This window comes from Cytobacillus sp. ABV4_503 (assembly GCF_056158445.1).
The window spans coordinates 2,149,476-2,173,320 of sequence record NZ_JBSWTH010000001.1 but is presented as its reverse complement, the minus strand read 5'-3'; the positions used below and the strand labels follow the sequence as shown (position 1 = coordinate 2,173,320).

Annotated in this window: 30 protein-coding genes and 1 riboswitch; of the genes, 17 read left to right on the top strand and 13 right to left on the bottom strand. The window is 39.5% G+C overall.

All coding sequences use genetic code 11. The features are described from left to right. The first annotated feature begins 64 nt into the window (after positions 1 to 64). On the top strand, positions 65 to 838 hold the full coding sequence (locus tag ACXAD1_RS10910; protein WP_474910030.1) for a divergent polysaccharide deacetylase family protein: 774 nt from the start codon (positions 65 to 67) through the stop codon (positions 836 to 838). 690 nt (positions 839 to 1,528) lie between these two features. Continuing rightward, complete coding sequence (locus ACXAD1_RS10905; RefSeq protein WP_474910029.1) at positions 1,529 to 1,681, top strand: lmo0937 family membrane protein; 153 nt, start codon at positions 1,529 to 1,531, stop codon at positions 1,679 to 1,681. A gap of 129 nt (positions 1,682 to 1,810) precedes the next feature. On the opposite strand, the gene ACXAD1_RS10900 is transcribed toward ACXAD1_RS10905, so the two are convergent. Together ACXAD1_RS10900 and ACXAD1_RS10895 are read right to left on the bottom strand one after the other, a co-directional pair. Further along, positions 1,811 to 3,124 carry an ATP-binding protein gene (locus ACXAD1_RS10900; protein WP_474910028.1) on the bottom strand — a complete coding sequence of 438 codons (1,314 nt, stop codon included), beginning with the start codon at positions 3,122 to 3,124 and terminating at the stop codon, positions 1,811 to 1,813. A 194-nt stretch (positions 3,125 to 3,318) separates the two neighbouring features. Beyond that, entirely contained in the window at positions 3,319 to 5,049 is a 1,731-nt protein-coding gene (locus tag ACXAD1_RS10895; RefSeq protein WP_370222665.1) for an AAA family ATPase, read from the bottom strand. Between the two features lie 266 nt (positions 5,050 to 5,315). Further along, a riboswitch (TPP riboswitch) is annotated at positions 5,316 to 5,418 on the top strand. A 65-nt stretch (positions 5,419 to 5,483) separates the two neighbouring features. Here ACXAD1_RS10895 and thiT point away from each other — a divergent pair. From thiT to ACXAD1_RS10880, 3 genes are all read left to right on the top strand, one after another. Next, a complete protein-coding gene (gene thiT / locus ACXAD1_RS10890; RefSeq protein ID WP_474910027.1) occupies positions 5,484 to 6,083 on the top strand; it encodes an energy-coupled thiamine transporter ThiT in 600 nt (199 codons plus the stop codon). A 102-nt stretch (positions 6,084 to 6,185) separates the two neighbouring features. Continuing rightward, positions 6,186 to 6,455, top strand: a complete 270-nt coding sequence (locus tag ACXAD1_RS10885) for a hypothetical protein (RefSeq protein ID WP_474910026.1) — start codon at positions 6,186 to 6,188, stop codon at positions 6,453 to 6,455. A gap of 122 nt (positions 6,456 to 6,577) precedes the next feature. Then, positions 6,578 to 6,817: a hypothetical protein gene (locus ACXAD1_RS10880; RefSeq protein ID WP_206839711.1), complete on the top strand. Its 240-nt coding sequence runs from the start codon at positions 6,578 to 6,580 to the stop codon at positions 6,815 to 6,817. Positions 6,818 to 6,896: 79 nt separating this feature from the next. On the opposite strand, the gene qoxD is transcribed toward ACXAD1_RS10880, so the two are convergent. The 4 genes from qoxD to qoxA are packed head-to-tail and all read right to left on the bottom strand — an operon-like array spanning position 6,897 to position 10,753. Then, positions 6,897 to 7,202, bottom strand: coding sequence for a cytochrome aa3 quinol oxidase subunit IV (qoxD, locus tag ACXAD1_RS10875; RefSeq protein WP_019379818.1), 306 nt, complete (start codon positions 7,200 to 7,202; stop codon positions 6,897 to 6,899). After that, on the bottom strand, positions 7,203 to 7,808 hold the full coding sequence (qoxC, locus tag ACXAD1_RS10870) for a cytochrome aa3 quinol oxidase subunit III (RefSeq protein ID WP_009334518.1): 606 nt from the start codon (positions 7,806 to 7,808) through the stop codon (positions 7,203 to 7,205). Beyond that, on the bottom strand, positions 7,798 to 9,774 hold the full coding sequence (qoxB, locus tag ACXAD1_RS10865; RefSeq protein ID WP_206839713.1) for a cytochrome aa3 quinol oxidase subunit I: 1,977 nt from the start codon (positions 9,772 to 9,774) through the stop codon (positions 7,798 to 7,800). Before qoxB ends, qoxC begins: the two co-directional genes overlap by 11 nt. Continuing rightward, positions 9,764 to 10,753 carry a cytochrome aa3 quinol oxidase subunit II gene (gene qoxA, locus ACXAD1_RS10860; protein WP_206839714.1) on the bottom strand — a complete coding sequence of 330 codons (990 nt, stop codon included), beginning with the start codon at positions 10,751 to 10,753 and terminating at the stop codon, positions 9,764 to 9,766. Before qoxA ends, qoxB begins: the two co-directional genes overlap by 11 nt. Positions 10,754 to 11,137: 384 nt before the next feature. On the opposite strand from qoxA, the gene ltaE reads away from it, so the two are divergent. After that, entirely contained in the window at positions 11,138 to 12,169 is a 1,032-nt protein-coding gene (gene ltaE, locus ACXAD1_RS10855; protein ID WP_206839715.1) for a low-specificity L-threonine aldolase, read from the top strand. Between the two features lie 46 nt (positions 12,170 to 12,215). Here the strand turns inward: ltaE and ACXAD1_RS10850 are convergent, their stop codons facing one another. After that, a complete protein-coding gene (locus tag ACXAD1_RS10850) occupies positions 12,216 to 12,392 on the bottom strand; it encodes a hypothetical protein (protein WP_206839716.1) in 177 nt (58 codons plus the stop codon). Between the two features lie 153 nt (positions 12,393 to 12,545). Between ACXAD1_RS10850 and ACXAD1_RS10845 the strand changes: the two genes are divergently transcribed. Continuing rightward, a complete protein-coding gene (locus ACXAD1_RS10845; protein ID WP_474910025.1) occupies positions 12,546 to 13,388 on the top strand; it encodes a CAP domain-containing protein in 843 nt (280 codons plus the stop codon). A gap of 16 nt (positions 13,389 to 13,404) precedes the next feature. Here the strand turns inward: ACXAD1_RS10845 and ACXAD1_RS10840 are convergent, their stop codons facing one another. Further along, positions 13,405 to 13,551 (bottom strand): YwzD family small protein, encoded by a 147-nt coding sequence (locus tag ACXAD1_RS10840; protein ID WP_206839717.1) that lies wholly within the window; start codon positions 13,549 to 13,551, stop codon positions 13,405 to 13,407. A 271-nt stretch (positions 13,552 to 13,822) separates the two neighbouring features. Here ACXAD1_RS10840 and ACXAD1_RS10835 point away from each other — a divergent pair, with 271 nt between their 5' ends. Then, the gene (locus tag ACXAD1_RS10835) at positions 13,823 to 13,951 is read left to right on the top strand and encodes a hypothetical protein (RefSeq protein WP_258549796.1); all 129 of its coding nucleotides are present in this window, start codon (positions 13,823 to 13,825) and stop codon (positions 13,949 to 13,951) included. A gap of 42 nt (positions 13,952 to 13,993) precedes the next feature. On the opposite strand, the gene ACXAD1_RS10830 is transcribed toward ACXAD1_RS10835, so the two are convergent. Continuing rightward, positions 13,994 to 14,932 (bottom strand): DMT family transporter, encoded by a 939-nt coding sequence (locus tag ACXAD1_RS10830; RefSeq protein ID WP_474910024.1) that lies wholly within the window; start codon positions 14,930 to 14,932, stop codon positions 13,994 to 13,996. Between the two features lie 147 nt (positions 14,933 to 15,079). Here ACXAD1_RS10830 and ACXAD1_RS10825 point away from each other — a divergent pair, with 147 nt between their 5' ends. The 3 genes from ACXAD1_RS10825 to ACXAD1_RS10815 all read left to right on the top strand — a co-directional run bounded on the left by ACXAD1_RS10825 (position 15,080) and on the right by ACXAD1_RS10815 (position 18,931). After that, positions 15,080 to 17,248, top strand: coding sequence for a beta-propeller domain-containing protein (locus ACXAD1_RS10825; RefSeq protein ID WP_474910023.1), 2,169 nt, complete (start codon positions 15,080 to 15,082; stop codon positions 17,246 to 17,248). 163 nt (positions 17,249 to 17,411) lie between these two features. Continuing rightward, the gene (locus ACXAD1_RS10820; RefSeq protein WP_206839720.1) at positions 17,412 to 18,416 is read left to right on the top strand and encodes a DUF3231 family protein; all 1,005 of its coding nucleotides are present in this window, start codon (positions 17,412 to 17,414) and stop codon (positions 18,414 to 18,416) included. Positions 18,417 to 18,523: 107 nt separating this feature from the next. Beyond that, a complete protein-coding gene (locus ACXAD1_RS10815) occupies positions 18,524 to 18,931 on the top strand; it encodes a hypothetical protein (protein ID WP_474910022.1) in 408 nt (135 codons plus the stop codon). An 80-nt stretch (positions 18,932 to 19,011) separates the two neighbouring features. Here ACXAD1_RS10815 and ACXAD1_RS10810 read toward each other — a convergent pair whose 3' ends face one another. Beyond that, entirely contained in the window at positions 19,012 to 19,401 is a 390-nt protein-coding gene (locus tag ACXAD1_RS10810) for a globin domain-containing protein (protein WP_474910021.1), read from the bottom strand. Between the two features lie 152 nt (positions 19,402 to 19,553). On the opposite strand from ACXAD1_RS10810, the gene ACXAD1_RS10805 reads away from it, so the two are divergent. Both ACXAD1_RS10805 and ACXAD1_RS10800 read left to right on the top strand, forming a co-directional pair. After that, the gene (locus ACXAD1_RS10805) at positions 19,554 to 19,760 is read left to right on the top strand and encodes a zinc ribbon domain-containing protein (protein WP_206839723.1); all 207 of its coding nucleotides are present in this window, start codon (positions 19,554 to 19,556) and stop codon (positions 19,758 to 19,760) included. A gap of 124 nt (positions 19,761 to 19,884) precedes the next feature. Beyond that, the gene (locus ACXAD1_RS10800; protein WP_206839725.1) at positions 19,885 to 20,712 is read left to right on the top strand and encodes an aldo/keto reductase; all 828 of its coding nucleotides are present in this window, start codon (positions 19,885 to 19,887) and stop codon (positions 20,710 to 20,712) included. Between the two features lie 43 nt (positions 20,713 to 20,755). Here ACXAD1_RS10800 and ACXAD1_RS10795 read toward each other — a convergent pair whose 3' ends face one another. Next, positions 20,756 to 20,956, bottom strand: a complete 201-nt coding sequence (locus tag ACXAD1_RS10795; RefSeq protein WP_206839727.1) for a hypothetical protein — start codon at positions 20,954 to 20,956, stop codon at positions 20,756 to 20,758. A 161-nt stretch (positions 20,957 to 21,117) separates the two neighbouring features. Here ACXAD1_RS10795 and ACXAD1_RS10790 point away from each other — a divergent pair, with 161 nt between their 5' ends. Beyond that, complete coding sequence (locus ACXAD1_RS10790) at positions 21,118 to 21,690, top strand: hypothetical protein (RefSeq protein ID WP_206839730.1); 573 nt, start codon at positions 21,118 to 21,120, stop codon at positions 21,688 to 21,690. Positions 21,691 to 21,723: 33 nt separating this feature from the next. On the opposite strand, the gene ACXAD1_RS10785 is transcribed toward ACXAD1_RS10790, so the two are convergent. Continuing rightward, complete coding sequence (locus ACXAD1_RS10785) at positions 21,724 to 22,032, bottom strand: hypothetical protein (protein ID WP_206839731.1); 309 nt, start codon at positions 22,030 to 22,032, stop codon at positions 21,724 to 21,726. A gap of 154 nt (positions 22,033 to 22,186) precedes the next feature. On the opposite strand from ACXAD1_RS10785, the gene ACXAD1_RS10780 reads away from it, so the two are divergent. Genes ACXAD1_RS10780 through ACXAD1_RS10770 form a run of 3 tightly spaced genes read left to right on the top strand, consistent with a single transcriptional unit; the run spans position 22,187 to position 23,213 of the window. Next, positions 22,187 to 22,744: a hypothetical protein gene (locus ACXAD1_RS10780; protein WP_206839732.1), complete on the top strand. Its 558-nt coding sequence runs from the start codon at positions 22,187 to 22,189 to the stop codon at positions 22,742 to 22,744. Next, on the top strand, positions 22,710 to 22,853 hold the full coding sequence (locus ACXAD1_RS10775) for a hypothetical protein (protein WP_206839733.1): 144 nt from the start codon (positions 22,710 to 22,712) through the stop codon (positions 22,851 to 22,853). The genes ACXAD1_RS10780 and ACXAD1_RS10775 overlap by 35 nt, the downstream gene beginning before the upstream one ends. Positions 22,854 to 22,877: 24 nt before the next feature. Continuing rightward, positions 22,878 to 23,213, top strand: coding sequence for a DUF3889 domain-containing protein (locus ACXAD1_RS10770; protein ID WP_206839734.1), 336 nt, complete (start codon positions 22,878 to 22,880; stop codon positions 23,211 to 23,213). A gap of 48 nt (positions 23,214 to 23,261) precedes the next feature. Here ACXAD1_RS10770 and ACXAD1_RS10765 read toward each other — a convergent pair whose 3' ends face one another. Continuing rightward, complete coding sequence (locus ACXAD1_RS10765; protein ID WP_206839735.1) at positions 23,262 to 23,816, bottom strand: HAD hydrolase-like protein; 555 nt, start codon at positions 23,814 to 23,816, stop codon at positions 23,262 to 23,264. Positions 23,817 to 23,845: the final 29 nt, after the last annotated feature.

Sequence of the window (23,845 nt, the reverse complement as noted above, 5' to 3'; positions counted from 1 at the left end):
GGCAGTTTTTGCATTGGAACTGATTAAATGATTCAGGGAATACTAGCCAAAAGGAGGATGGAAAATGAAAATATTCTTCGGCATATATTTATTGATTTTTTCATTCGCAAGTATAGGAACTCACACAACTGCTGCCCCAGTAAAACCTGAATTGGCGATTGTCATTGATGATCTTGGAAACAACATGAAGGGAACAGCAGAAATGATGGAGCTTCCGGTGACCTTAACGGTTGCCATCATGCCTTTCATGCCAACGACAAAAGAAGATGCACAACTGGCAAGCAAAAATGGGCATGAAGTGATCGTTCATATGCCGATGGAGCCGAAAAGAGGAAAGAGGAGCTGGCTTGGGCCGGGGGCCATCACAACAGATTTAACCGATGAAGAAATCCGCCGCAGGGTGGAGAGTGCCATTAAAGAGGTGCCTCATGCGGTCGGGATGAATCACCATATGGGTTCAAGAGCCACTGAAAATGAGCGGGTCATGAGAATTGTCCTGGAAGTATGCAAAGAACACGGATTATTTTATCTCGACAGCAAAACAACCGGCAAAAGTGTAGTCGGGAAACTGGCGAATGAATTGGGTGTACCATATGTTGAAAACAATATTTTCTTTGATGATATCTATACTACTGCCCATATCACAAAACAGGCAGACAGACTCGCTGAAAAACTGGTGAAAAATGAACGCATCATCGCAATCGGCCATGTTGGCATCACAGGAACAAAGATGGTAAATGTGCTTAAAGAGTATATACCTGTTTATAAAAAGAAAGCAGAAATAGTGCCGCTGTCAGAACTGATTCCAGGCTATGAACTTATTGACGAAGGACCTTGAACTAAAGCTTAAGCTCCTGATCAGATGAACTTCCACTAAAAACCGCCACGTCCTGTGGCGAACGTTGAAGCCAGCACATCCTGTGCAAGTCCGACAGGCATATGACGAATCACGCAGGAAACCTTCCGAAGCAAGCTTTAGTCGGGCGATGTATCCGTTGACGAAGCGTTCCTTGTCCTAATTTCTGGAGTGATTTGGCTTATGACCCTAGGGGCTAGGCGCTGGAGATAGATGCAATCTTTCCACAGAGTGATTCACACTGTTCCATCCTATTAATAAAAGCTGCAAGCCTGGTGTGGTTTGCAGCTTTGTTCATGGTGTGTAATAAAACGGTGTAATGGTGAAATACGGTTTAAATCCTAAAAGGTGGCCGCCCACATTCCGGTCTGGTTAGTCCCGCAACGAAGCGATGTTAGAAGAGGTGGGCGACCGTGAATATAGTATATGCAGTGATGCAAAAAGGATGCAGCAAAACTTCCTTGAATACAGGAAGGTTTTGTATAATCTTGCTGCAAAAGTGCTTGAACATGAAATACTTTCTGAATAGAAGTATCCATTCTTTGCAAAATATAACATTGTCAGAACTGTAAAAAGTGGGGCAATGTTTTTTTGTGTTTTTCAATTACTCATGAATTAGTCCCGATTGTAAGGGGTATGTAAATAATAAATCAACAGGAAGGAGTGAATTGCATGCTTTGGACTATAGCAGGTATTCTGCTTGTATTATGGATACTCGGATTAATATTTAAAATAGCGGGAGGCATCATTCATATACTGCTTGTAATAGCAGTGATCATCATTGTTGTAAACTTTATAAGAGGCCGTGCATCCGGCAGGGGATAAATGAAAAAAGCCTTCAGTTTTTTGGAGGCTTTTTTCTGTGGTTTATTTTTAAGTTAATGTTTTGATTCATCACCAACCTGTGCTGTCGAGCATTAATTTTCGGCAGGATTCCCATTCAGTCATTTTGAGTTAACTCTCATTTATACGCTGACTTTCAGACCTGTTCTGGAATGAAGTCTGCCGGATCACTTCGGACGAGTAATATAGAGGCAGCGAAATAGTAAAGCAGGTTCCTATATTTTGTGTACTTTCTATTGCATATTTTCCTTTCAAACGATTGATGATGTCAAAAGATATCATTAATCCTAAGCCGGTTCCTTTCGTTTTTGTTGAGTAATAGGGCTGACCGAGCATTTGGAGTTTTTCTTTTGACATTCCGACACCTTCATCTTTAATTAGTATATCGGCTGTAGTATTTCTTTTGAATGCTGAAACCTCTAGAATTCCGCCATCAGGCATTGCTTCTATACTATTTTTCATTAAGTTTATAAATAATTGCTTAATTTCATTTGGGTTACCAATGATAAAAATGCCTTCAAAAATACTTGTCCTTATTTCAACCTTTGTCATCAGTCCATATGGCCGCATAAAATCAGCCACTTCCAATAATACTCCGGAAAGAGAAACTTGACTGACAACAGGAGTTTCCGGGCGTGCAAGTGAGAGGAAATCACTAATAATATGATTGGTTCTGTCCAGTTCCTCCAAAGAAACTTTAATAAAGGACTTTTGATCTGCAGTCAGGTTTTTTTCATTTTTAAGCATTTGCAGAAAACCTCTTACAGTAGTCATTGGGTTTCTAATTTCATGGGCGACGGACGCAGCCAGCTGACTGATCGCATTGATTTTTTCCGCATCTCTCAGTTTTTGCATCATCATTTCCTGAAGCAGATTCATTTCAATTAAATAGATGATCATAGAAAGAGTCACAATAGAAACTGCTGAAAACAATAGCAAGTATACAGCGTCTTCTTTAATATCCTTTTGGAGGAAAATAACATACCTGGTTACCGTAATGGGAAGATAAAATAAAACAGCTATACTGAGTTTTTGTTTAAATGTACATTTTTTATAGAATTTTGAAGCATAGAAAAAGAGCACAGACATAATTGCGTAATTTACGAGCGCAATCGAAATATCTCCTGGTGAAAAAAAGCCCTTAAAAGTAATCAATACTAAAATAACCAGGAAGCCTGCAAGAGGCTTAATGTAAAAATAGGCGACAAAAACAGGAATAAATTTCAAGTCAAAAAACTGACCGCTTGCAATTTCCACCGGAAAAGTCATAGTCAGGAAAAGCGCTAAAAAAAGAACAGATAAAAGCGGGGCAGAAGTCTTCCAGCCATCCCCCCGATGTGAAGAGATTTTATGGATAAAAGGAATCATTATCATAATTAGAAAGTGAAAAATCAAGTCAGCTGTAAAATCATACAAAAGAACCATCCCTCCAACATGCAGGTATATTAGTAATTAAACAAAAGAGAGGAAGAATCCTTTATATGGGAACATTTATTTATTCTGAACTATAGGAGATAACCATTTGTTTACATAACATTATTATGGATTAATTTTTGAATATTTACTAATGAACTGCATTTCCAATATAAAAACCGGCCTGCAGGGGGGCCGGTTTCTCATCATGCTATTACCATTTCAGACTTCAATTCTCCAACAATCTTCTGGACTTCACTGCCTTCCAGAGTTTCTTTTTCAAGAAGGGCCTCTACCAGTGTTTCAAATTGAGGGTGATGATTTGCAATGATCAATTCGCATCTTTCCAGTGCTTTCTGGAAAAGATCCTGCATTTTTGCTTCTTTTTGACCTTTGTTAAAGGTAAGCTCAAAGCCGTTATCAAGTAAACCGGTATCAACCATTTGCTCAATGATGTGCTTGGCTTGTTTAACATCACCGCTTACTCCAATGCTGTGCTCGCCAAGAATCATTCGTTCTGATACACCGCCTGCGAGAATCATGGCAACCTGATCAAGCAATTCACTTGTTGTCGATAAGTGAAGTTCTTTTTGTATTGGTGCTACATACCCAAGTGCTTCGCCGCGCGGAATGATGGTTGCTTTGCGGACGGATCCGGGTTTTGTTAAAGCAGCCACTAATGCATGGCCAGCTTCGTGTATGGCAACCCGCTGCTTTGTACCGTGATCCTGCAATGCCCGGGTGGTTGTTCCCAGAATGGTCCGGTCAAGCGCATAATCCAAATCTTCTTTTGAGATAATTTCCTGGCCGTTACGGACAGCTCTGCGGCTTGCCGTTTCAAAAAGGGAATGAAGATCTGCACCTGAGAAACCAGAGGTGCTTTCTGCTAAATCACCAAGTGTTGTCATGACATCCTCAGCCAGTAATCTATTTTTTGTGTGAATATTGATAATCTCTCTTCGGCCCTTTGTATCAGGAAGAGGGACATTGAAGGAGAAGTCAATCCGTCCCGGACGGAGGAATGCTTCATCAAGCATATCCTTCCTGTTTGTCGCTGCAATAAATAGTATTCCATCATTGGAATGGCCGCCGTCCAGCTGGACTAGCAGCTCAGTTAACGTCTTTTCGCTTTCTTCTCCGCCATGCTGCTTTCTTCTGCCTGCCAATGCATCTACTTCGTCAATGAAGACGACGGCAGGAGAATGCTTTCTTGCATTTTGGAAAAGGTTTCTTACTCGGGAAGCTCCCACACCAACGAACAACTCATTAAAACCGGAACCGCTGGTTGAGAAAAAAGTGGCTCCAAGTTCTTTAGCGATTGCCTGAGCCAGCAATGTTTTTCCTGTTCCAGGAGGCCCGTATAATAGAATTCCCTTCGGCGGCTTAATCCCCATTTTCAGAGAGCGCTCAGGTTCTTTTAATATAGAAAGAGTCTGCATGATTTCCTCTTTCATTTCTTCCTGAATTCCGCCAACATCTTCCAGTGAAATGGAAGGAAGGGCCTTTGGCTTAGATACACTTTGTTTCATGGTATTTGTAGCACCCATTCCGCCTTTTCCTGACTTAAACAGGTAAATGCCAATGGCTATAAACAAAAGGACTACACCGCCCAGAATCCAAGGGGTATAAGGTCCTGTGGTTGCGAACGTATATTGTATATTATAGGTTTCTACTAATTTATCAACCATCTCACTGTTGGGAGGCACATGGGAGATGTACTCGCCATCAGGGGCTGTGATCAGCAGTTTCCCATTTTTGTATTCCTGTACTGCAACAGTCTTTCCATCCTGGGAGGCAATAATTTTTTCCACAGAAGAAAACGGAACTGTCACATCCTTATTTCCTGCTTGTACGGTCCAAATAACCGCCGCCAAAATCACCGTGATCACCAATGCAATAGAAACAATCGTCGAAGGCTTCTTTAGACGTGATTTCAACTATTTCCCTCCTCATTGAACATACCTACATTATAAGGAAATAGTATTGTTAATAACAGGGTTTTACTTTTTTTAAACGTTGTAAATTATGGAAAAATAGTATAGTTTATAAGAAAGTGTGCTACAACAGCTATCAGATGGCATAAATATGTGAAAAAAATGTGACAAGCAGGGTGAAAACCTGGCATATAAATTAAAAAAGTTTTTTCAAAGAATCCTTTTCACAATGTTTCATTTCATATATACTAAAATCGGATAATTCAATAACGTGCCACAAGGGGAGCATTTTGCTGAGAGTGAATAGTTCGCTGTTCTGACCCTTTGAACCTGTTAGATAATGCTAGCGCAGGAATGTGGAATAAAAGGCGGAAGGAGATTTTCTGCCTGCTTGTTCTCCCTTGGGGTATCGTCAACGATTAAAGGGGGATTTTTTTATGAAAAAATTAAGCTTAACTGCGATGATTGAAGCTTCATTTTTTGCAGCATTTGCCATCATTCTGGATTTTCTGCCATCAATCAAGCTGTCACCGTCTATTTCCATTTCCGCCGCGATGATTCCGATCTTTATTTTGGCTTTCAGGTGGGGTTTTAAGGTAAGCTTCATCGCAGGCCTCTTATGGGGAATTTTGCAGATTTCCATGGGAGATGCCTGGATCGCCACTCCGCTTCAGGCATTTATTGAGTACTTTGTCGCATTTGCCTGTATTGGTTTTGCCGGTTTGTTTTTCCGGCCAATTCAAAATCAGCTGCACAGGGGAAACAAGAACAAAGCATTGGGCTGGATAGTTTTAGCTGTGTTTGCCGGAAGCCTTGCCAGGTATTTCTGGCATTTCATAGCAGGTGTATTTTTCTTTGGAAGCTATGCGCCAGAAGGGATGTCGCCTGTATTATTCTCCTTCATGGCAAATGGCGCAACAATGCTTGGTGCTGCTATTCTTTGTTCCATTTTAGCAGCATTAATTATTTCTTCGGCACCTGGATTAATCATGAGAAAATCAGATGAAATTATTCAATCGCAAAAACATGCTTCCTGATTATAATCTGCCTCTTTGAATATATTTCAAAGAGGTTTTTTTCATATCTTAGGAAACTCCTTATGAAAAATGGGTATATTACTCAAAAAGGGGAGTGATTGTTTGTCAAACACATTGCAGGGTAACATCATAACAGGTGTCTTTGATGCAGAAACCAGTGCCTTTGAGATCCAAAAGGTTAAAAGTTTCACTACCCAGTCGATTCTCAACAAAAATCAATGTGAAAATTTGTATAACTATTTAGCCATCCATGAGGAAGATGAGGGAGGACAAATTATTACACTGTACGATCAAATGCCGTTAATGCTGACCAGGCAGGAAATATGCAGTTTAAAGAAAGATTTGGAGAACATTAAAAAACTATATCAGTAGAAAATCGCTTTGCATCTTGCAAGGCTTTTTTTCTTGCCAAATTAAATTTGACAAATTTGTGACAAAAAGTTTGACAAATTTGTGAACATAGTTAGAATATTAAATAAAAGGGGATGAAAAACATGACATTAAAACAGCAAAAGGTTCTTCACTTTTTTAGGAATGTTACAGCAGCAGGTATACTTTTAGGATTAATTGTCTTTATTTCCAGCTTTTTTGTAAGCGGTATCACGGGTGAGTATGTTTTATCAATCGGCTTAAGCATTATGGTATCATCCATGCTAATTTTTGGATTTGGATTTTTTATCAATGTAATGGAAGAAATGACAAAGGGAAGCAAGGGAATCAGACAATACAAATAAAACCGGCCTCCAATAGGGAGACCGGTTTTTTGTATTATTTGGTTCATCGGTTGGACATGGCGCTTCTGCTTATCTTTAATTAATGAGCAGCGTGCCCAGAAGTCAGAACCCAAATTGAACCCACTACAATAACGATAACCATAAATACGGCATAAATCATATTTACCAAGTTCGTTTTGCCGTCTTCGCCTTCTCTTAAGTGCATGAACATGAAAAGCTGCATGCCTGCCTGAATGACAGCCAGTGAGCCGATGATCCACATGATAACTTTAAAAGAGAGGTTCGTTTTTAAGGCAATACCTGCTGCTGCAAATGTCAGCACAAGGGAAACAACAAATCCAATGACATGGCTTATCGGGAAGCTTTTTGATTGATGATGTTCCATTTAAGCCACCAGTCCTTTCAAATACACGAATGTGAAAATAAAGATCCAGACTACATCAAGGAAGTGCCAGTAAAGGCCGATAATAAATGTTTTTCTTGCTGTAGTAGGGGTAAGGCCTCTTTTTAAAAGCTGGATAATGACCATAGTTGCCCAGCCAATACCCAATGTAACGTGGGCTCCGTGTGTACCCAGCAAGACAAATAAGCTGGAAAGGAACGCACTTGTCTGCATCGTTGCGCCTTCATGGGCATAATGGATAAATTCATTAATCTCCATGAATAGGAATCCTGCGCCAAGAGCAAGGGTAATCACCAGCCAGGTAATTAGCCCTTTCAGGTTATGCCGGCGCATTTCAAAAATGGCGATCCCCATTGTAAAGCTGCTTGTCAAAAGGAGGACTGTCTGAATCATGACATCCTTGATCACAAAAATGTCTTTATGTGTTGGACCTCCTGCAAAGCGTTCATATAATACACCATATACTCCAAACAGAGTGGCAAATAGAACGATTTCAGCGCCAAGGAAAACCCAGAAGCCAAGAATATTCATCCGATCCTGTTCAGTTTGATATTCAAGGGGCAAGGAAGTATCCACTTTAGCTGACATGATCATGCACCTCTCCTTCTGTTTTTCTCCAGGCATTTTCAATTCTGTGAATTTCATCTTTTTTAACATGGAAGCCTTCATTGTAATCGAATGAACGGATGATCAAACCAGCAAAAATGCCGATGGCAGCTACAGCTGCAGCAATGTGCCATTCAAATACAAGGAGGAAGCCTGCGATGCCGAAGATGACACCCATATAAATCGGAAGCCAGGAATTGCTTGGCATATGAATCTCTTCAATTTCACTGTCATATAACGTTAAGCCTTCATTCTTTTTCTTCATGTGCCAGAAAGGATCAAGGGATTTAACCTCCGGCAGCTTTGCAAAGTTATAGAATTGAACTGGTGAAGCAGTAGACCATTCCAATGTTCTTGCATCCCATGGGTCGCTTGAGATGTTTCTGTCAGCATAGCGGATGCTCCAGTAAATGTTGTAGCAGAATACCGCGAACCCTGCTGCCAGAATGATCGAACCAATTGCCGATAGCATGAAGAGTGGTGCAAATCCTGATTCCGCAGAGTATGTGTATGCACGTCTCACAGCTCCGTTTAATCCAAGGAAGAACATAGGCATGAATGTTACGTTAAAACCAATAACAAAGAGCCAGAAATGCCATTTTCCGATTTTTTCATTCAGCATGAAACCGAACATTTTTGGCCACCAGTAGTACAGACCTGCAAATACGGCAAATACTACACCTGGAATTAATACATAGTGGAAGTGGGCAACAAGGAATAATGTATTGTGATACTGATAATCCGCTGCACCCATTGCAAGCATTACACCTGTAACCCCGCCTATAACAAAGCATGGGACGAATGCCAGTGCCCAAAGCATGGCGGAAGTAATTTTTATGCGGCCTTTACGCATCGTAAACAGCCAGTTGAACATCTTAACTCCGGTCGGTATGGCTATCGCCATCGTCGTGATGGAGAAGAAAGAGTTAACTGCAGGGCCTGATCCCATTGTGTAGAAATGGTGAACCCATACAACCATACTTAAAAGGGCAATTCCAAGGATGGAAAATACCATTGATTTATATCCAAACAAAGATTTTCTTGAGAATGTTGCAATAACTTCTGAGAAAATCCCGAAAGCAGGAAGGGCAACAATGTAAACCTCAGGATGTCCCCATAGCCAAAACAGGTTAGCCCAAAGCATATCCATTCCTCCGCCTGACACTGTAAAGAAGTGTGTTCCATACAGACGGTCGAATGTCATCAACGCCAATGCAACTGTGAAAATTGGGAAAGCAGCCACAATCAGAATGGATGTTACAAAGGTAGTCCATGTGAACATCGGCATTTTCATCAGTGTCATGCCTTTTGTTCTCATTTTCAAAATCGTGACGATAAAGTTTATACCTGTCATTAGAGTACCGATACCAGCAATTTGCAGTGCGACTGCGTAAAAGTTGTTGCCGATTCCCGGGCTGAATTCCTTGCCTGCAAGAGGGAAGTAAGATGTCCAGCCTGCATCAGGCGATCCTCCGATGACGAAGGAAATATTAAATAGCATAGCTCCGCTGAAAAACAGCCAGAAGCTTAGAGCATTCAGCTGTGGAAAAGCAACGTCACGCGCACCGATCTGCAGCGGAATGACAACGTTCATTAAACCAATTAAGAACGGCATAGCCATGAAAAGAATCATAATAACGCCGTGTGTTGTAAAGATTTCATTATAGTGCTGGGAATTCAAAAACTCCATTTCAGGTCTCGCTGTCTGAGCTTTCATCAGCAAGCCGTCCATTCCGCCGCGGAAAAACATCAATACTGCGGAGATGATATACATGATACCGATTTTTTTATGATCAACTGTAGTCAGCCATTCTGTCCAAAGGTATTTCCACTTTTTTAAGTAAGTGATGCCAGCGACTGCACCAATCATCGTTAACAATATAGCAATCTGTGAACCTAGTATAAGGGGGTCCCCAGTAATAAAAAACTCATCCCATTTAATGCCCATGATGGTCACCTCCATGGTTTTCTTGACTATCATGGCTTTCTTCTTCGCCATGACCTTCGATTACGTTTGGATTCTCATTTTTATAATTGTCATCTTCTTCGAAGGTTTTACCTTGATATCCATGCCCTCTGTAGAGCTCAGGATTTGTATAAGCCTTCGAATTTGGATCAGCATGATTGACCCATTCTAAATGAGTATTGGAATATGTCAGTCTTCCTAAATGAGTAGGCTTCAGCAGCCCTTCATACTCATCTTCCGTTAGCTTGGGAGCTGTATCCTTAACGTCGTCAACCCATTGGTCAAAATCTTCCTGGGTTTGTGCAAGCACTTCAAATTTCATATCCGCATATCCACGGCCGTTAAAGTTCGTGTTCTGGCCTTCATAAGATCCAGGGTTGTCTGCAACAAGATACAATTCTGTTTCCATTTTTGGCATGGTATACTTTTGTCCGCCAAGAGCTGGCACCCAGAAAGATTGCATGGTGCTTGCAGATGTCATCTTAAAGAGAACTGGCGTATCTTCCGGTATATTTACATAGTTCACTGTCTCAATGCCTTCTTCAGGATAGCTGAAGATCCATTTCCAGTCTGCAGATGTTACATGTATTGTAATAGGTTCTTTTTCTTCATAGCCCTTTGGTGTTTCTTCCAGAGCATAAAGAGTTTTTACTGTCGGGATTGTCAGGGCAATGACAATTAATATCGGAATCCCGGTCCAGATAATTTCAAGGAGTGTACTGCCATGCTCCTCCGGGGGTTCATAATCTTTATTTTCAGGTCGTTCCCTGTATTTCCAGACAATGTAGCCGAATAATCCAAATACAACTGCAACGACAAGAAGCATCCAGATCAGGGACCAGTTAATTAATTCGGTTATGCTTCTTGCAACGGGGCCCTGAGGTTCAAATACAACCATATTACAGCCGCTGAGAACCATTAAGGGCAATAGAGCTGTTAAAGAGAGCAGCATTTTCTTCATCTGATGTTTCATCTCCTTTTTGACAAAAACTATTGTTAAATAATTCACAAATAATGTGCGGGTTTTCACAAAGATGCCAAAAAAATATATAGCTGATAAACATAAACATCCTTAAAACCTTTATTTAACTTAGTTATCACTGTGTAAATGATATTAACATAAGCAAATATGAAAAGTTGTGACAAAAGTGAGAAGGAAATAAATGTAAGGTGTTAGAGTGGCTGATAATTTTGCACAAATAGCATTATTGCAGGGTTTTGGCCATCAAAACAACTTTTGAACAAATTTTGAACTTTATTGCGACACCCTAATTACTCTCTTTGTTGAAAAATACTGAATAGTACAGTAACATGGACTAAAAATAGAGAAGGACAGGGTGAGGGTATGATTGATTTAAGAAGTGATACAGTTACAAAGCCAACTGAAGAAATGAGGAAAGCTGCTTATGAAGCAGCAGTTGGGGATGACGTATACGGAGAGGATCCATCAATCAATAAGTTGGAAGAGACCGCTGCTGAGGTGCTTGGTAAGGAGGCAGCTCTGTTTGTAACGAGCGGCACTCAGGGAAACCAGATTGCCATCTTAACACACTGCCGACCGGGCAATGAAATCATTCTTGAAGCAGAAAGCCATATTTTTTATTATGAAAGCGGTGCTTCTTCAGCTTTTGCCGGAGTCCAGACAAGGACGCTAAATGGGACACGAGGTGCAATGAATCCATCAGAAGTGGAGTATGCCATTAGGGGAGAAGATCAGCATTATCCGGAAACTGGATTGATTTGTCTGGAAAATACTCACAATAGAGCTGGCGGTGCCGTAATACCTATTGATAATATGAAAGAAATATACAGCATTGCAAAAAGGAATAATATTCCCTTACATATTGATGGGGCAAGACTGTTTAATGCAGCCGCAGCCTTAAATCTGCCGGCTTCTGACTTGGCTGAACACTGCGACACAGTGCAAGTATGTCTCTCAAAGGGGCTCGGAGCTCCAGTTGGTTCCATTCTTGCAGGCAGCAGGGAGTTTATTGCTGCAGCAAGAAAATGGCGCAAAAGATTAGGCGGGGGACTCCGCCAGGCTGGGATCATAGCAGCCCCGGGAATTGTTGCATTAACGAATATGAGAGAGCGTTTAGCCGAGGATCATGAAAATGCTCAACTTCTTGCTCAGCAGCTTGGGCAAATCAAAGGGATAGAAATCGTAAATCAAGTGGATACAAATATCATTGTGGCTGATGTAAAAAAACTTAAAATGAATTCATCGGAGTTTGTTGAAAGGTTAAAAGCTGAAGGCGTGCTTTCAGGAACTTTTGGACCCTCTTATGTGCGTTTTGTTACTCACTATGATGTTACTAAAAACCAGCTTGAAGATGCAATTAATGCCATACAGAGAGTTTCTGTTCAAATTTCATAATAAAATGTAAAAACGCATGTTTCCCTTAAACATGCGTTTTTCTGTTTCAAATTATTCTTTGCATCGGAACAGCATTGTAATGCTGTGAATGAAAATGACTTTGATGCCAAATGCTGTGATAAGGATAGCCTTGATGAATTGGCTGCCACCAGGGCCCATACTGCATCTGAGGATATCCATAATAATGTGCTCCATTTATGCCTGTAATTATATATTGCCTCAAAGATATTCCTCCTTATTTATCTTTATCAATAAGATATGGCCAAACAATGTTTACGTTCTCTCTCGATGACTTCTCTATTTTTCCACCCATACTTTATGAATGTCTCCATATGATAAGAACGTTATAAAACACTTTCTAAAGGAGAATTGAAAAATGAACTTAAAGAAAAATGTTCTGCCAGGTCTCTTCCTGATTCTCATGCTCACGGCATGTAATAATAACACAGAGCAGGGAATGCACTCCGGGGCATTGACAGATGAAGATCTCCAGGAAATAAGCAATGCAAATAATGTGAATGTGGATAGAGAAAGACGGGGAGCAGCTCCTCTGGAATTGCAGCGTGTAAATAATGGCTATCTAACTATTGACCCGAATTCTTATAGTACAGCAACACCAAGTCAGGAATTTCCACACAGCCAATTAACAGATGATGGCGGAATGCCCTTATTCCAATTCGGAGAAGACCAGCAGCAAGAACAGGGTATGACACCCCAGCAGCCTGAAAGCCGCCAATTTGCGCAGCCAGATCAGCAGGAAGGCGGACAACAGCAGCCGAAATCAGCAGTGCCTCAAGAAGATAGCGATAGAGGACAGGCACCTGCAGCTCAAAATGATGAAATTAACAACTTTGAATCGAAAGTAATTGAATTAACAAATGCAGAACGTCAGAAAAATGGCCTAAATGCATTAAAATCAGATAATCCGCTAAGTAATGTGGCACAAGCGAAATCAAATGATATGCAGCAGAAAAATTACTTTTCTCATACAAGCCCAACTTTTGGGTCGCCATTTGACATGATGAGGGATTTTGGGGTCAATTACAGCAGCGCTGGCGAAAATATTGCCATGGGACAGCAGACTCCTGAACAAGTTGTTCAAGCATGGATGGAAAGTGAAGGGCATCGGAAAAATATATTAAACAGCACTTTCACACATATTGGTGTTGGATATACGGAAAATGGCTCCTATTGGACACAAATGTTTATAGCAAAATAAAAAGGAAATCGGCACATTAGCCGATTTCCTTTTTATTAATTAAAGGTTCAAGCTGATTTTTTATTTCATCAAGCAATTCATGAATGGTCACTTCGTTATCTGTTTGCCCTTTATCAAGGGCAGATTCCAATAGCTTCGCAAAATCACTAAAGTTAGTTTTCATAATAGCCACCTTCAAACAGCAATGTATTTATGACACTATTCCCTGTTGCGATTTTTTAAAACATTATATACTATCTATTTTCCGGAGTAGACGTGACGAATAATGAACAGCCATTCAATCTTGTTTTTTGAATTTATGTTTAGGTCCAAAAAAAGTCGGGTAATAAATACTGATAAAATTTCTCATCTGCCCCCATACCAGTCTAGTGCATAGCGAATAGTATAGCAGGAAAGAGAATATAGATTCATTTATTAAATCAGGAGGTCTGGTTATGAGATTGGTGCAAATGGATATTGATCAGCTATTGGAATCCACATCGGAAATTGCCGAAGAAGATCTTGGCTATATGATCAGACATGTAGAAATTGATCATTTATTAGAACGAACCCAGGATTGGTAATATATATGGAAACTCCCCGCAGTCAGGAACTGAGGGGAGTTTTTATGCTGAAGACTTATTTTCTTGAAAGTGATTCTTAAGTCGAAGAGATTTTTTAGAAGATAATACAACGCCCAATGCGACAATTCCTCCGCCGATTATCTGATACAAATACAATTTTTCCTCCGTAAAACACAATGAGAATATGATAGCGAAAACAGGAAGAAGATTCAGAAAAACACCTGCTTTGGCAGCTCCTATTAAGGAAACTCCAAAATTCCAGGATAGAAAAGCCATAATTGAAGCCAGGAAACCAACATACAGCAAGATTCCTGCGGAAGTTAAGGATAAGACAGGCTCTTCTTCCATTACAGAATATTCAATCAAGCTTAATGGCGCCAATAGTAATATGCCGAGAAATGATGATGCATAAAAAGAAGATAGTACAGGCAATACGCCTGAATATTTTTTGCCAATGACCGAATACAATGCCCACATAATGACTGCAGCCAAAACGTATAAATCTCCCGCATTTATTTTCCATGTAAGAAACACTTCAATCGATCCCTTTGAAATAATGAATAAAATTCCCAAGACTGACAGGAGAATTCCAGCTCCCTGGTGGGCTAGAAGCTTTTCTCTTAAAATAAATATGGCCAGAATGGCGATAAAAAGTGGTGTTGTGCTGTTTACCACTGATGCATTAATGGAAGTGGTGTATTGCAGGGCAAAATAAATGATTGTATTGTAACCGGCAACACCAGTCATTGCCAAAAGCAAAATGATCCGCTTATGTTGCCAAATAATGTTCCAATCTTTTTTTAGCTGCTTGACCATAAAAGGGGTTAAAAGCAAGAATGCAATAATCCATCTTAATAGGGAAAAGAGGATTGGAGGAAAATAATCGACACCAATTCTCCCAATAACAAAATTACCGCCCCAAATCATGTTCGCTAAAATCAGCATTAAAAAACCGTACCTTTTGTTTGTCTCTCCCAGCAATTGAGAAAACCTTCTTCCTGCACTGTAATAAATTACATTTTACCTTTACCGCCAGGAAAATTCATTAATTTCAGAAATTTAATAAATAATAATTTGTAACTATTGGAAGATTTAACCCGTCAACTTACTTAAAAAGGGGTGTCTTTCATGAAGAAAAAATGGCTTTTTCTAGGCGGAGTCACAATGATTATTATTTTTTTGGCGTCTTTTTCATTCCTTAACAGATTAAAAATTGTCGGTAATCTGGCAGAAAATAATGAAGAAGTTATAGTTCTAAATAATAAAGTATGGGAAATTACGTTTTCAAAAAAACTTAATCCAGATAGTGTTAACAGCCGCTCGGTTTATATTTTAAATGAGAAGGGGGAAAAAGAGCAGGTTAAAATCTCTCTGGAAAATACTAATAAATCCATTGAAATTCAGCCCCCTTCTAAAGGTTATAATTTAAATTCTCCACATTATACCTTGGTCCTGACAAAGGATATCAAAACAAAGGGCGGGCAAAATTTGAATCAATCAGTAAAAACTGCTTTCAAAGTTATAAATACTCTGCCGGCAATCGGCTCAAGAAAAAAATTGAACAATTACTTTTCAAAAATGTCCAATGAAGACAGGACTGTCCTTGCTGGAAGGGATATGGCAGTGAGTGAGGAGAACAGCAGTGAAAAGAGCTCATCAGATTCTGCAGGTGCAGACTATTCCGGGACAAATATTCAAGTAGCGGGTATAGATGAAGCTGATGTGGTAAAAACGGATGGCACGCATATTTACAAAATCACTGATAATAAAGTCCAGATTATTAAGGCCATGCCTGCTGATAAAATGAAGATGGATTCTGTATTAACATTTAATCAAGCCTTCTCTCCCTATCAGTTATTTATAGAAGGGAATCAATTAATAGTTGTGGGCCACAGCTATATAGATGCTCCTGATCATATTGGAAAAGCGGCTTCAGAAAAAAAGATTGCACCTGCATTTCATTCCACAAAAACGATTGTATTCAATATCGAAAATAAACAAAAACCGGTACAAATTAGAGAGGCAGACATCGAAGGAAGTTTGCTTGCTTCCAGGCTAATGGATGGAAAGGTATATTTTATTACAAGTTATTATCCTGAATATTGGATTCTGGAAAGAAATAAAAATGCAGATCTGCGTCCTCGTTATTTTGATACTGCCAAGAGCAGTGAGCAGCAGATCGTTGATTATAATGAGATAAAATATTTTCCTGGTTCCCAAAACGCAAACTATATTAATATAGCTGTATTGAATGTAAGATCAAGCAGAGAGCCACTATCTATCACAAGCTACTTAGGCAGCGGAAACGAATTCTATATGTCCCATAATAATCTATATTTATCAGCCGTCAGCTACAGCAATGAAATCATTGCAGACAGACAGATGCCCCAGCCGGATACGAGCATCTATAAGTTCAATATAAAAGATGGAAAAGTAGAGTTCCAGGCATCAGCTGAAATAGAAGGCACCGTTTTAAATCAATTTTCAATGGATGAGTATAATGAAAACTTCAGAGTGGTAACAACCAGGGGTGAAGCCTGGGACGAAAGAACCCCTTCATCCAACAGCCTTTATATACTGGATAAGAATTTAAAACAGATTGGACAGCTTGAAGACCTGGCTAGAGGGGAACGGATTTATTCTGCAAGGTTTATGAATGACCGAATTTATATGGTTACTTTTAAGGAAACTGACCCGCTCTTTGTCATTGATGGATCAGATCCGAAAAAACCTTCTGTACTGGGTGAATTAAAAATTCCCGGCTTTAGCAATTACCTGCACCCATTGGATGAAAACCATCTGATAGGCTTCGGGTATGATACGAAGATAACAGGAGGCAAAGGTACAGGCAGCCAGCCTGTTATTACTACGGACGGTGTTAAAATATCATTATTCGATGTAAGCAATACAAATAAGCCCGTGGAAAAAGATACCGAAATAATAGGAGGACGCGGAACATATTCACCATTAAATTACGATCACAAAGCTCTGCTCATTCATAAAAAGAAGAATCTATATGGATTTCCCATTTCGATTTACCAGAATAAAGAAGGAAGCCAGTTTGAATCCACATTCGACTTCCAGGGTGCGTTAGTATACAAAATTACTGCCCAAAGTGGAATCGAGCTTCAAAGTAAAATTACCCATCAGACAGAAAATGCAATCTATGAAGAATGGGAAGAGACAATAGAAAGGCTTATTTATATCGGTGATCACATTTATAGCATTTCTCCTAAAAAAGTTGATGCCTACCATATTGATGGATTCAAAAAAGCAGGAGAGCTCGAGTTAAATTAATTTATAGGAACCGGCCTCTTTTCTGGCTGGTTCTTTTTCTTAATGTGCCTGTAAAACAGTATGATGGAAATTAATTTCCATATCTTTGAATGAAAATGCTGAATGAAGGCAAATATAAAGCTGATAGTATATAAATATAATTTTACTAACGGCTGGTGAGAATATGAACGGCAGCAGTATTCCTAAATTAATTTCGTCTGAAATGGCATTGCTCTGGAATACCTATGTAGCAGATACTGCAGCAGTCTGCTGCATAAGGCACTATATAAAAACAAATAAAGATCCAGATGTCCTGCCAGTATTGAAATACGCGCTTTCCATCGCCAAGGATCACATAGACGACATTGCCTCGCTCTTTAAAAAAGAAGAATTTCCAATACCTGATGGATTTAATGAAAAAGACCTGCACAATGACACTCCTAAATTATTTTCGGACGTAACCTATTTAAGATTCATGCATCATTTGGGAAGAACCGGATTGAGTGCCTATTCACTTGCTAAATCAGTTTCTGCAAGAAAAGACGTTCGCAGTATGTTTAAAAAATACTATGAACAAACAGAAAAACTTTTTGATATGGCAGCTGAGGCTATGCAAGAAAAGGGAATTTTCATTCGATCACCATACATAGAATATCCCAAGAAAGTTAAGTATGTATCAGACCATCGTTTTCTGGGCGGGATTGTAGGCAAAAGGAGGCAGCTGCTGGCCATCGAAATTGCCCATCTGGGTACAAATATCGAGTTATCCAATATTGCCAAAACCATGCTTTTGGCTTTCAGCCAGGTAGCTAAACAAAAAGATATAAGCGATTATTTTAAAAAAGGCTATGAAATGAGCCTGGAGCATGTCGAATATTTTCTCAATGTCTTAAAAAATGACGATGTAGCCTATCCAAGCACATGGGATGGTTCCATTACAGACTCAACCATTTCACCTTTTTCGGATAGATTAATGATGTTTCTAATCGCCAGCATAACGGCGGTCGGCGTAATGGACTTTGGTATAGCTATCGGTGCAAGCATCAGAAAAGACCTGGCTATTCAGTATGCTAAAATGATGATCAAAGTCGGTGATTTTGCAGATGATGGAGCAAAGATTATGATTGACAACGGCTGGCTTGAAAATCCGCCTCAATCACTTGATAGAGAAGAGCTCAGGAATAAATAGCTAGAGCACCTTTTTATAGGTGCTTTATTTTTTTAATATGAATGCAAACCAAAATTTGGGGTAATAGGTTACTAGCATAGAAGAATTATAAAAGGAGATGAACACATATGCGTAAATGGATTCTTGCATTTACCGCCTGCATACTGATGACAGCATGCAGTACAGAGGAAGAAAATAAGGAAGAAGCAGCGAATGATTCAACTAATAGCCAGGAATATAATGATGCTACGAATACAGAAGGTGAAGAAAAGCCGCTGTCAGTAGCTGAATTGGATGATCGTATTGATGAGGGCATGAATATTGATACTTACTCGGCCGAAGTTCAATCATGGGCGGAAAAAGGGCAGCTTGAAATGGAAGACACTGTTATCGTCGAAGATGAAAACACCTCATCTGCTGATATCCTTCAGCTTGCAGATGGATTTCTCGGAGTAGCTTATGATGAAAAAGAGGTGACAGAAGTTAAGATGTTCCAGTCGGTAGAACATGTAAAAGAATATTTTGAATCGCTATAACTGGAAAATCGCTTGGACTGGATGTTTAAAACTATATACTTACTCATTTAACAGAGAATAGACCTTCCGAATCGGAAGGTCTATTCTCGTTCCGGGCTATTGACCATAATGGCCGCCACCTGCATTAATCGATCAAAGAATAGAACCGATGCTGGAATTTGATCGAGCCCCGTTTCCTTGAAGGCCTCTTTCATGCAGGCAAGCCATCTTTGTGCTCTTAAAGGTGTAATCTCGAATGGCAGATGCCTTTGTTTCATGGCCGGCGGTCCAAACTCCTGGCTGTAGAGGGGAGAGCCTCCAAGAAATTGTGTAAGAAACATCCTCTGTTTTCGCTTAATGTCCTCTATGTCTCCTACAAAAAGGGGACTTAATACGGGATCAGCATACACACGCGGATAAAACGCCTCCACAAGCTTTTCAATGGTCTCAGCTCCGCCAATTTCTTCAAAAAGTGTTTTAAAGTCATGCACAATTCTTCACCTGCTTTAATTACATTAATTATATTTGTCATTATATAGAAGTTATTTTAGCTTAAGTGTGATTAAAATCACAGTACGATTATTGGCGAAACTTTTTTCAGCTGTGAACGTAAAGTAAGGAAAGAAATCGAAAGGGTGAGAATATGGAGAAAAAGGGCTGTATTAAATGCGGCAGCAGTGATGCCGGCCAAAAAGAAGTTGCCATGACTGGTACAGGACTTTCCAAAATGTTTGATATTCAGCATAACCGCTTTCTGGTAGTTTACTGTAAAAACTGCGGATACTCAGAATTCTATAATAAAAACTCTTCCACTGCAGGAAACGTTCTGGATTTTTTCTTCGGGGGATAAAAGTATCTGATCATACATTGCCTAATATGGGGCAATGTTTTTCTTTTTAAGCAAAAGATTTTGTTAACTGAAAATAATGTGAGAAAATTATCCAGTACCCTAATTCCTAAAAAGAGGTGAAAGAATGGAAAATTTACAATCTGCTGCAACATTACATAACGGTGTCAAAATGCCGTGGCTGGGACTGGGTGTTTTCAAGGTTAAGGACGGAGACGAAGTTGTCCAGTCAGTTAAATCAGCCATTAAAGCAGGATATAAAAGCATTGATACGGCAGCTGTCTATCAGAATGAAGAAGGTGTAGGCCAGGCAATCAAGGAAGCAGGCGTACCTCGTGAAGAACTATTCATTACCACAAAAGTCTGGAATTCTGACCAGGGCTATGATTCTACAATCAAGGCATTTGAAACCAGTCTTAAAAAGCTGGGTCTCGATTATATCGACCTTTACCTGATCCATTGGCCTGTGAAAGGGAAATATAAAGAAACATGGAAAGCCCTTGAAACTCTTTATAAAGAAAAAAGAGTAAAGGCAATTGGCGTGAGCAACTTCCAGATTCATCACCTTGAAGATCTGATGCAGGATGCTGAAATAAACCCTATGGTTAACCAGGTAGAGCTTCATCCTTTGCTGAACCAGACTGAGCTTAGGGAGTTCTCCAGGAAACAGGATATTCAAATAGAAGCATGGTCACCACTTGCACAAGGAGAGCTTCTTGAAAACGAAGCATTGAAGGAAATTGCCCAAAAGTACAGCAAATCGGTTGCACAAGTGATCTTAAGATGGGATCTTCAGAACGAAATTGTAACAATACCCAAGTCAGTAAAAGAACATCGCATCATTGAAAATGCTGATGTATTTGACTTTGAGCTTACTTCAGAAGATATGGACAAAATCAGCGGCTTAAATGAAAATAGACGAGTAGGTCCTGACCCTGACAACTTCGATTTCTAAATAATGCAGGAAACCGGCAGGCAAAAAGCCTGCCGGTTTCCTTTTATTCCTCAAAATAATCCCGAAATTCTTCTGTATCCGTTTCGCCTTTATTCTTAAAGTAAGGATTATCTTCAGTCGAATTTTCCGGATCAAGATTTGTCTTTATTACAAGTGTTGGCCCCGAAGTATGCCCCGCAATCATCCGATCATCCAGTTCTTCGAAATCCGGCAGCTTTTTACTTCCTGGTTTTATTGGATCCATGGCTGCACCTCCCAATCCATAGCGTGCAATAAGCAGGCGGAATTTATTCACTCATGTACCTTGATAACTAATTAATGTTTGCACAGGGGGAAAAAAGGATATTAGGGAAGAAAACATTCTTTGGTACATAAACCCACCTTGTGTTGATGGAGGAAGAAACAATGAGTATTTACGAGAATATTTTGGATATCCTGGAGAAAAAGGGAGCTATATCAATCCCTTCCTTGCTTGACGAAATAAATAGACAAAGTAACTTTCAGAATACCAACCGGAAACCGCTTGAATTATCACATGTAAAATCTGTTATCAGCAGAAAAAGAGAAATTTTCCATATAAAAAATAATATTGTCACGATTGATCCTGATAAAGATCCCATCGTTTTAAGTGTCAGCCTTGGCGGTTATCCCGGGCCATGGTACAAAATTGAAGTGGACTTTATCAACGGACGTTTTGTATATTTTGAATGGCATTTAAGTTCGTTCTCACCTAGAAATGAACTGCCTGCAGCTTCAGGCAGCATTGAGGAGTTTAAGAAGGAATTATATCGGCTGAAAATTTGGAAGTGGCAGAAGGAATACCAAAACCCTGGAATAATATTGGATAGTGTGACATGGTCCATAAAGCTGATTACAAAGGCAAATATTTTTGAGAGTCAGGGAATACAGGCATTCCCTAAGGGCTGGGAAAAGTTTTGCAAGGCACTTTCAAAGCTGACAGGTAAATATATCTGCTAAAAAGCTGCTGCTTAGGAAATAGCTGCAGCTTTTTTAGTGTTCTGAAATCATCTTAAGGACAAAACTCTTATCTTCCTCATCAATAAAAAGGCAATATTCTTCTTCCTCCGTAATGTCAAGAAGAAGCTGAAGTTCTTTTGGAATATGGATAGAGCCATTTTCAGATATAAGTCTTTTATTATGGGTTGATTTATAATCGGCCTTCTCAATAATAATTTGATCCTGGTCGAAGCGAAGATCAGCCAGTTTTCCCGGCAAAAGCCCAAATTGGCAGCGCCACTTGCTGGGGAGCAGAATTTTCCCAGTTTTATTAAAATTTTTGCATTTATACATTGTTAACATGCTGATCAGCTCCTTCTTTGGTTGTTAATCTATTACACATATTTAAATGTTCAAACCTCAAATTTAAAGCAAATTTAAAAATATCTGCCGTTCATGCGGAAGGAATGAATAATTTTCCTTTAAATACAAAACCTTAAAAAAAAGGTGGGGTAAGATGAAAAAGAAGCTATATTTGGTGCTTATAATTCTCCTTTCCTGGCTGACTGTTCCATTCATAGGCAAAAGGGACTTTAAACGTTTTTATCCGGCAGCCATTTTTATGTGCCTTTATGTTTTATTAGAAGGATTTATTGCTGAAAAAAACAAATGGTGGACTATTAAGGAAAGGCTTCTTCCAAAACTCAGTGGTGAATTGCCAATGATTTTAGGGCCGTTTTTTGCGGGATCTATATGGATATTAAAATTAACCTATGGCAGGCCCTTGCTGTATTTCCTTTTGAATACAGTTGTTGACGCCTTTTTCGCCTATCCTTTTTATACGTGGTTCAAAAAGATCGGGATATGGAAGCTTCTCCGTTTTTCACAGCTGAAGCTATTTATGCTGTTCTTGATGAAATCAATATTCATGTATGTTTTTCATTTGGCATTTGTGGATAAAAAAATATTGTCGGCGTTAGTAGTTAGATTTAGAAATTATTTTAATAAATCCCGAATGAATGAGGAGGGGAGAGAGGATAATGGAAAAAAGAAAAGACATTTCCTGTACAGATGATAAAGATATTCTCCATCATCTAATGGAAGAACAAATTGCTTATATCTGTGTAGAGGAAGAGGAAGAACGGATGAAGGAAGAAACCATGAATAGCGGGAATACTGATTAGGATCTTTTGGGAAAGAGGTAAAAGATGAAGAAATTAATTATCAGCTTTATGGTTTTGATGTTCTTATCGGAGTATATTCCCATTCGGACATTCACTGGAGAAGCGTTTGCAGAAAGACCAGAACCAGCCTATGCAAAATGGGGCAGACTGGCTATGGAAACAGCAAAAGAGAAATACCCTAAAGCTAAAATTCTGGACTACTTGCATATCGGCAGAGAAAAGAGACAAACGACAGACATTGAAAAGTTCAAGCTATGGATAGAGGATAGCGGCAAAGAATTCGGTTTATATATTGATATTGAGTTTGATTCAAAAACTGAGAGAGTAATCAGGATTAATACGCGAAGATCAGCTAATTAAACTGCTCGGTATCAAACCAGGACTTCATCATAGTGAAGCCCTGGTTCCTTATTTCTCAAATTCAAATTTTGAATAGCAATCAATCGCGAAGTCTGCATAGGGGTTAGGATTGCGAAACGCACAGGTGCTGATGCCAATCTGTCTGGCAGGCATTAAATCTGTATCCTGGTCGCCAATCGCCAAATCAATATGATATCGCCGATGAAGATATTCATAGGATTCCGGATGTGGTTTTAAGCTGAACCCATCAAATTCAGGGCAGATGACTTCTGCAAAATAGGAATTAAGTTTCCAATATTCAAGCAGCTCCTCTGTGGATTGCCGGTTCCGATGGGTTACCATCACATTTACATTATTTTGTTCTAAAATATTCCTTACATATGGGAATAATGGCTTCTTATCATGCTTAAAAGTTGCTTCCATTTGACGAAAATCAGCAATTTTTTCCGGTGAAACATTAAATTTCTGATAGGCTGTCCCGTTTTTAAGAGGCGTAAGAACTTCTTGAGGATCCAGCTCTTTGCCAGATATGCGAATAAAAGACTGGACCAGAGTAGGCCATGTATCCAGAATGGTGCCATCTAAATCCCAGAGAACATTCATATAAATTTCCCTCCTTGCTATGTAACCAT

Coding starts and splice junctions, on each gene's coding strand:
- ACXAD1_RS10910 (WP_474910030.1), top strand. CDS start 65: ATGAAAATATTCTTCGGCATATATTTATTGATTTTTTCATTCGCAAGT.
- ACXAD1_RS10905 (WP_474910029.1), top strand. CDS start 1,529: ATGCTTTGGACTATAGCAGGTATTCTGCTTGTATTATGGATACTCGGA.
- ACXAD1_RS10900 (WP_474910028.1), bottom strand. CDS start 3,124: ATGGTTCTTTTGTATGATTTTACAGCTGACTTGATTTTTCACTTTCTA.
- thiT (WP_474910027.1), top strand. CDS start 5,484: ATGAAAAAATTAAGCTTAACTGCGATGATTGAAGCTTCATTTTTTGCA.
- ACXAD1_RS10880 (WP_206839711.1), top strand. CDS start 6,578: ATGACATTAAAACAGCAAAAGGTTCTTCACTTTTTTAGGAATGTTACA.
- qoxD (WP_019379818.1), bottom strand. CDS start 7,202: ATGGAACATCATCAATCAAAAAGCTTCCCGATAAGCCATGTCATTGGA.
- qoxC (WP_009334518.1), bottom strand. CDS start 7,808: ATGTCAGCTAAAGTGGATACTTCCTTGCCCCTTGAATATCAAACTGAA.
- qoxB (WP_206839713.1), bottom strand. CDS start 9,774: ATGGGCATTAAATGGGATGAGTTTTTTATTACTGGGGACCCCCTTATA.
- qoxA (WP_206839714.1), bottom strand. CDS start 10,753: ATGAAGAAAATGCTGCTCTCTTTAACAGCTCTATTGCCCTTAATGGTT.
- ltaE (WP_206839715.1), top strand. CDS start 11,138: ATGATTGATTTAAGAAGTGATACAGTTACAAAGCCAACTGAAGAAATG.
- ACXAD1_RS10845 (WP_474910025.1), top strand. CDS start 12,546: ATGAACTTAAAGAAAAATGTTCTGCCAGGTCTCTTCCTGATTCTCATG.
- ACXAD1_RS10840 (WP_206839717.1), bottom strand. CDS start 13,551: ATGAAAACTAACTTTAGTGATTTTGCGAAGCTATTGGAATCTGCCCTT.
- ACXAD1_RS10835 (WP_258549796.1), top strand. CDS start 13,823: ATGAGATTGGTGCAAATGGATATTGATCAGCTATTGGAATCCACATCG.
- ACXAD1_RS10825 (WP_474910023.1), top strand. CDS start 15,080: ATGAAGAAAAAATGGCTTTTTCTAGGCGGAGTCACAATGATTATTATT.
- ACXAD1_RS10820 (WP_206839720.1), top strand. CDS start 17,412: ATGAACGGCAGCAGTATTCCTAAATTAATTTCGTCTGAAATGGCATTG.
- ACXAD1_RS10815 (WP_474910022.1), top strand. CDS start 18,524: ATGCGTAAATGGATTCTTGCATTTACCGCCTGCATACTGATGACAGCA.
- ACXAD1_RS10805 (WP_206839723.1), top strand. CDS start 19,554: ATGGAGAAAAAGGGCTGTATTAAATGCGGCAGCAGTGATGCCGGCCAA.
- ACXAD1_RS10800 (WP_206839725.1), top strand. CDS start 19,885: ATGGAAAATTTACAATCTGCTGCAACATTACATAACGGTGTCAAAATG.
- ACXAD1_RS10795 (WP_206839727.1), bottom strand. CDS start 20,956: ATGGATCCAATAAAACCAGGAAGTAAAAAGCTGCCGGATTTCGAAGAA.
- ACXAD1_RS10790 (WP_206839730.1), top strand. CDS start 21,118: ATGAGTATTTACGAGAATATTTTGGATATCCTGGAGAAAAAGGGAGCT.
- ACXAD1_RS10785 (WP_206839731.1), bottom strand. CDS start 22,032: ATGTTAACAATGTATAAATGCAAAAATTTTAATAAAACTGGGAAAATT.
- ACXAD1_RS10780 (WP_206839732.1), top strand. CDS start 22,187: ATGAAAAAGAAGCTATATTTGGTGCTTATAATTCTCCTTTCCTGGCTG.
- ACXAD1_RS10775 (WP_206839733.1), top strand. CDS start 22,710: ATGGAAAAAAGAAAAGACATTTCCTGTACAGATGATAAAGATATTCTC.
- ACXAD1_RS10770 (WP_206839734.1), top strand. CDS start 22,878: ATGAAGAAATTAATTATCAGCTTTATGGTTTTGATGTTCTTATCGGAG.
- ACXAD1_RS10765 (WP_206839735.1), bottom strand. CDS start 23,816: ATGAATGTTCTCTGGGATTTAGATGGCACCATTCTGGATACATGGCCT.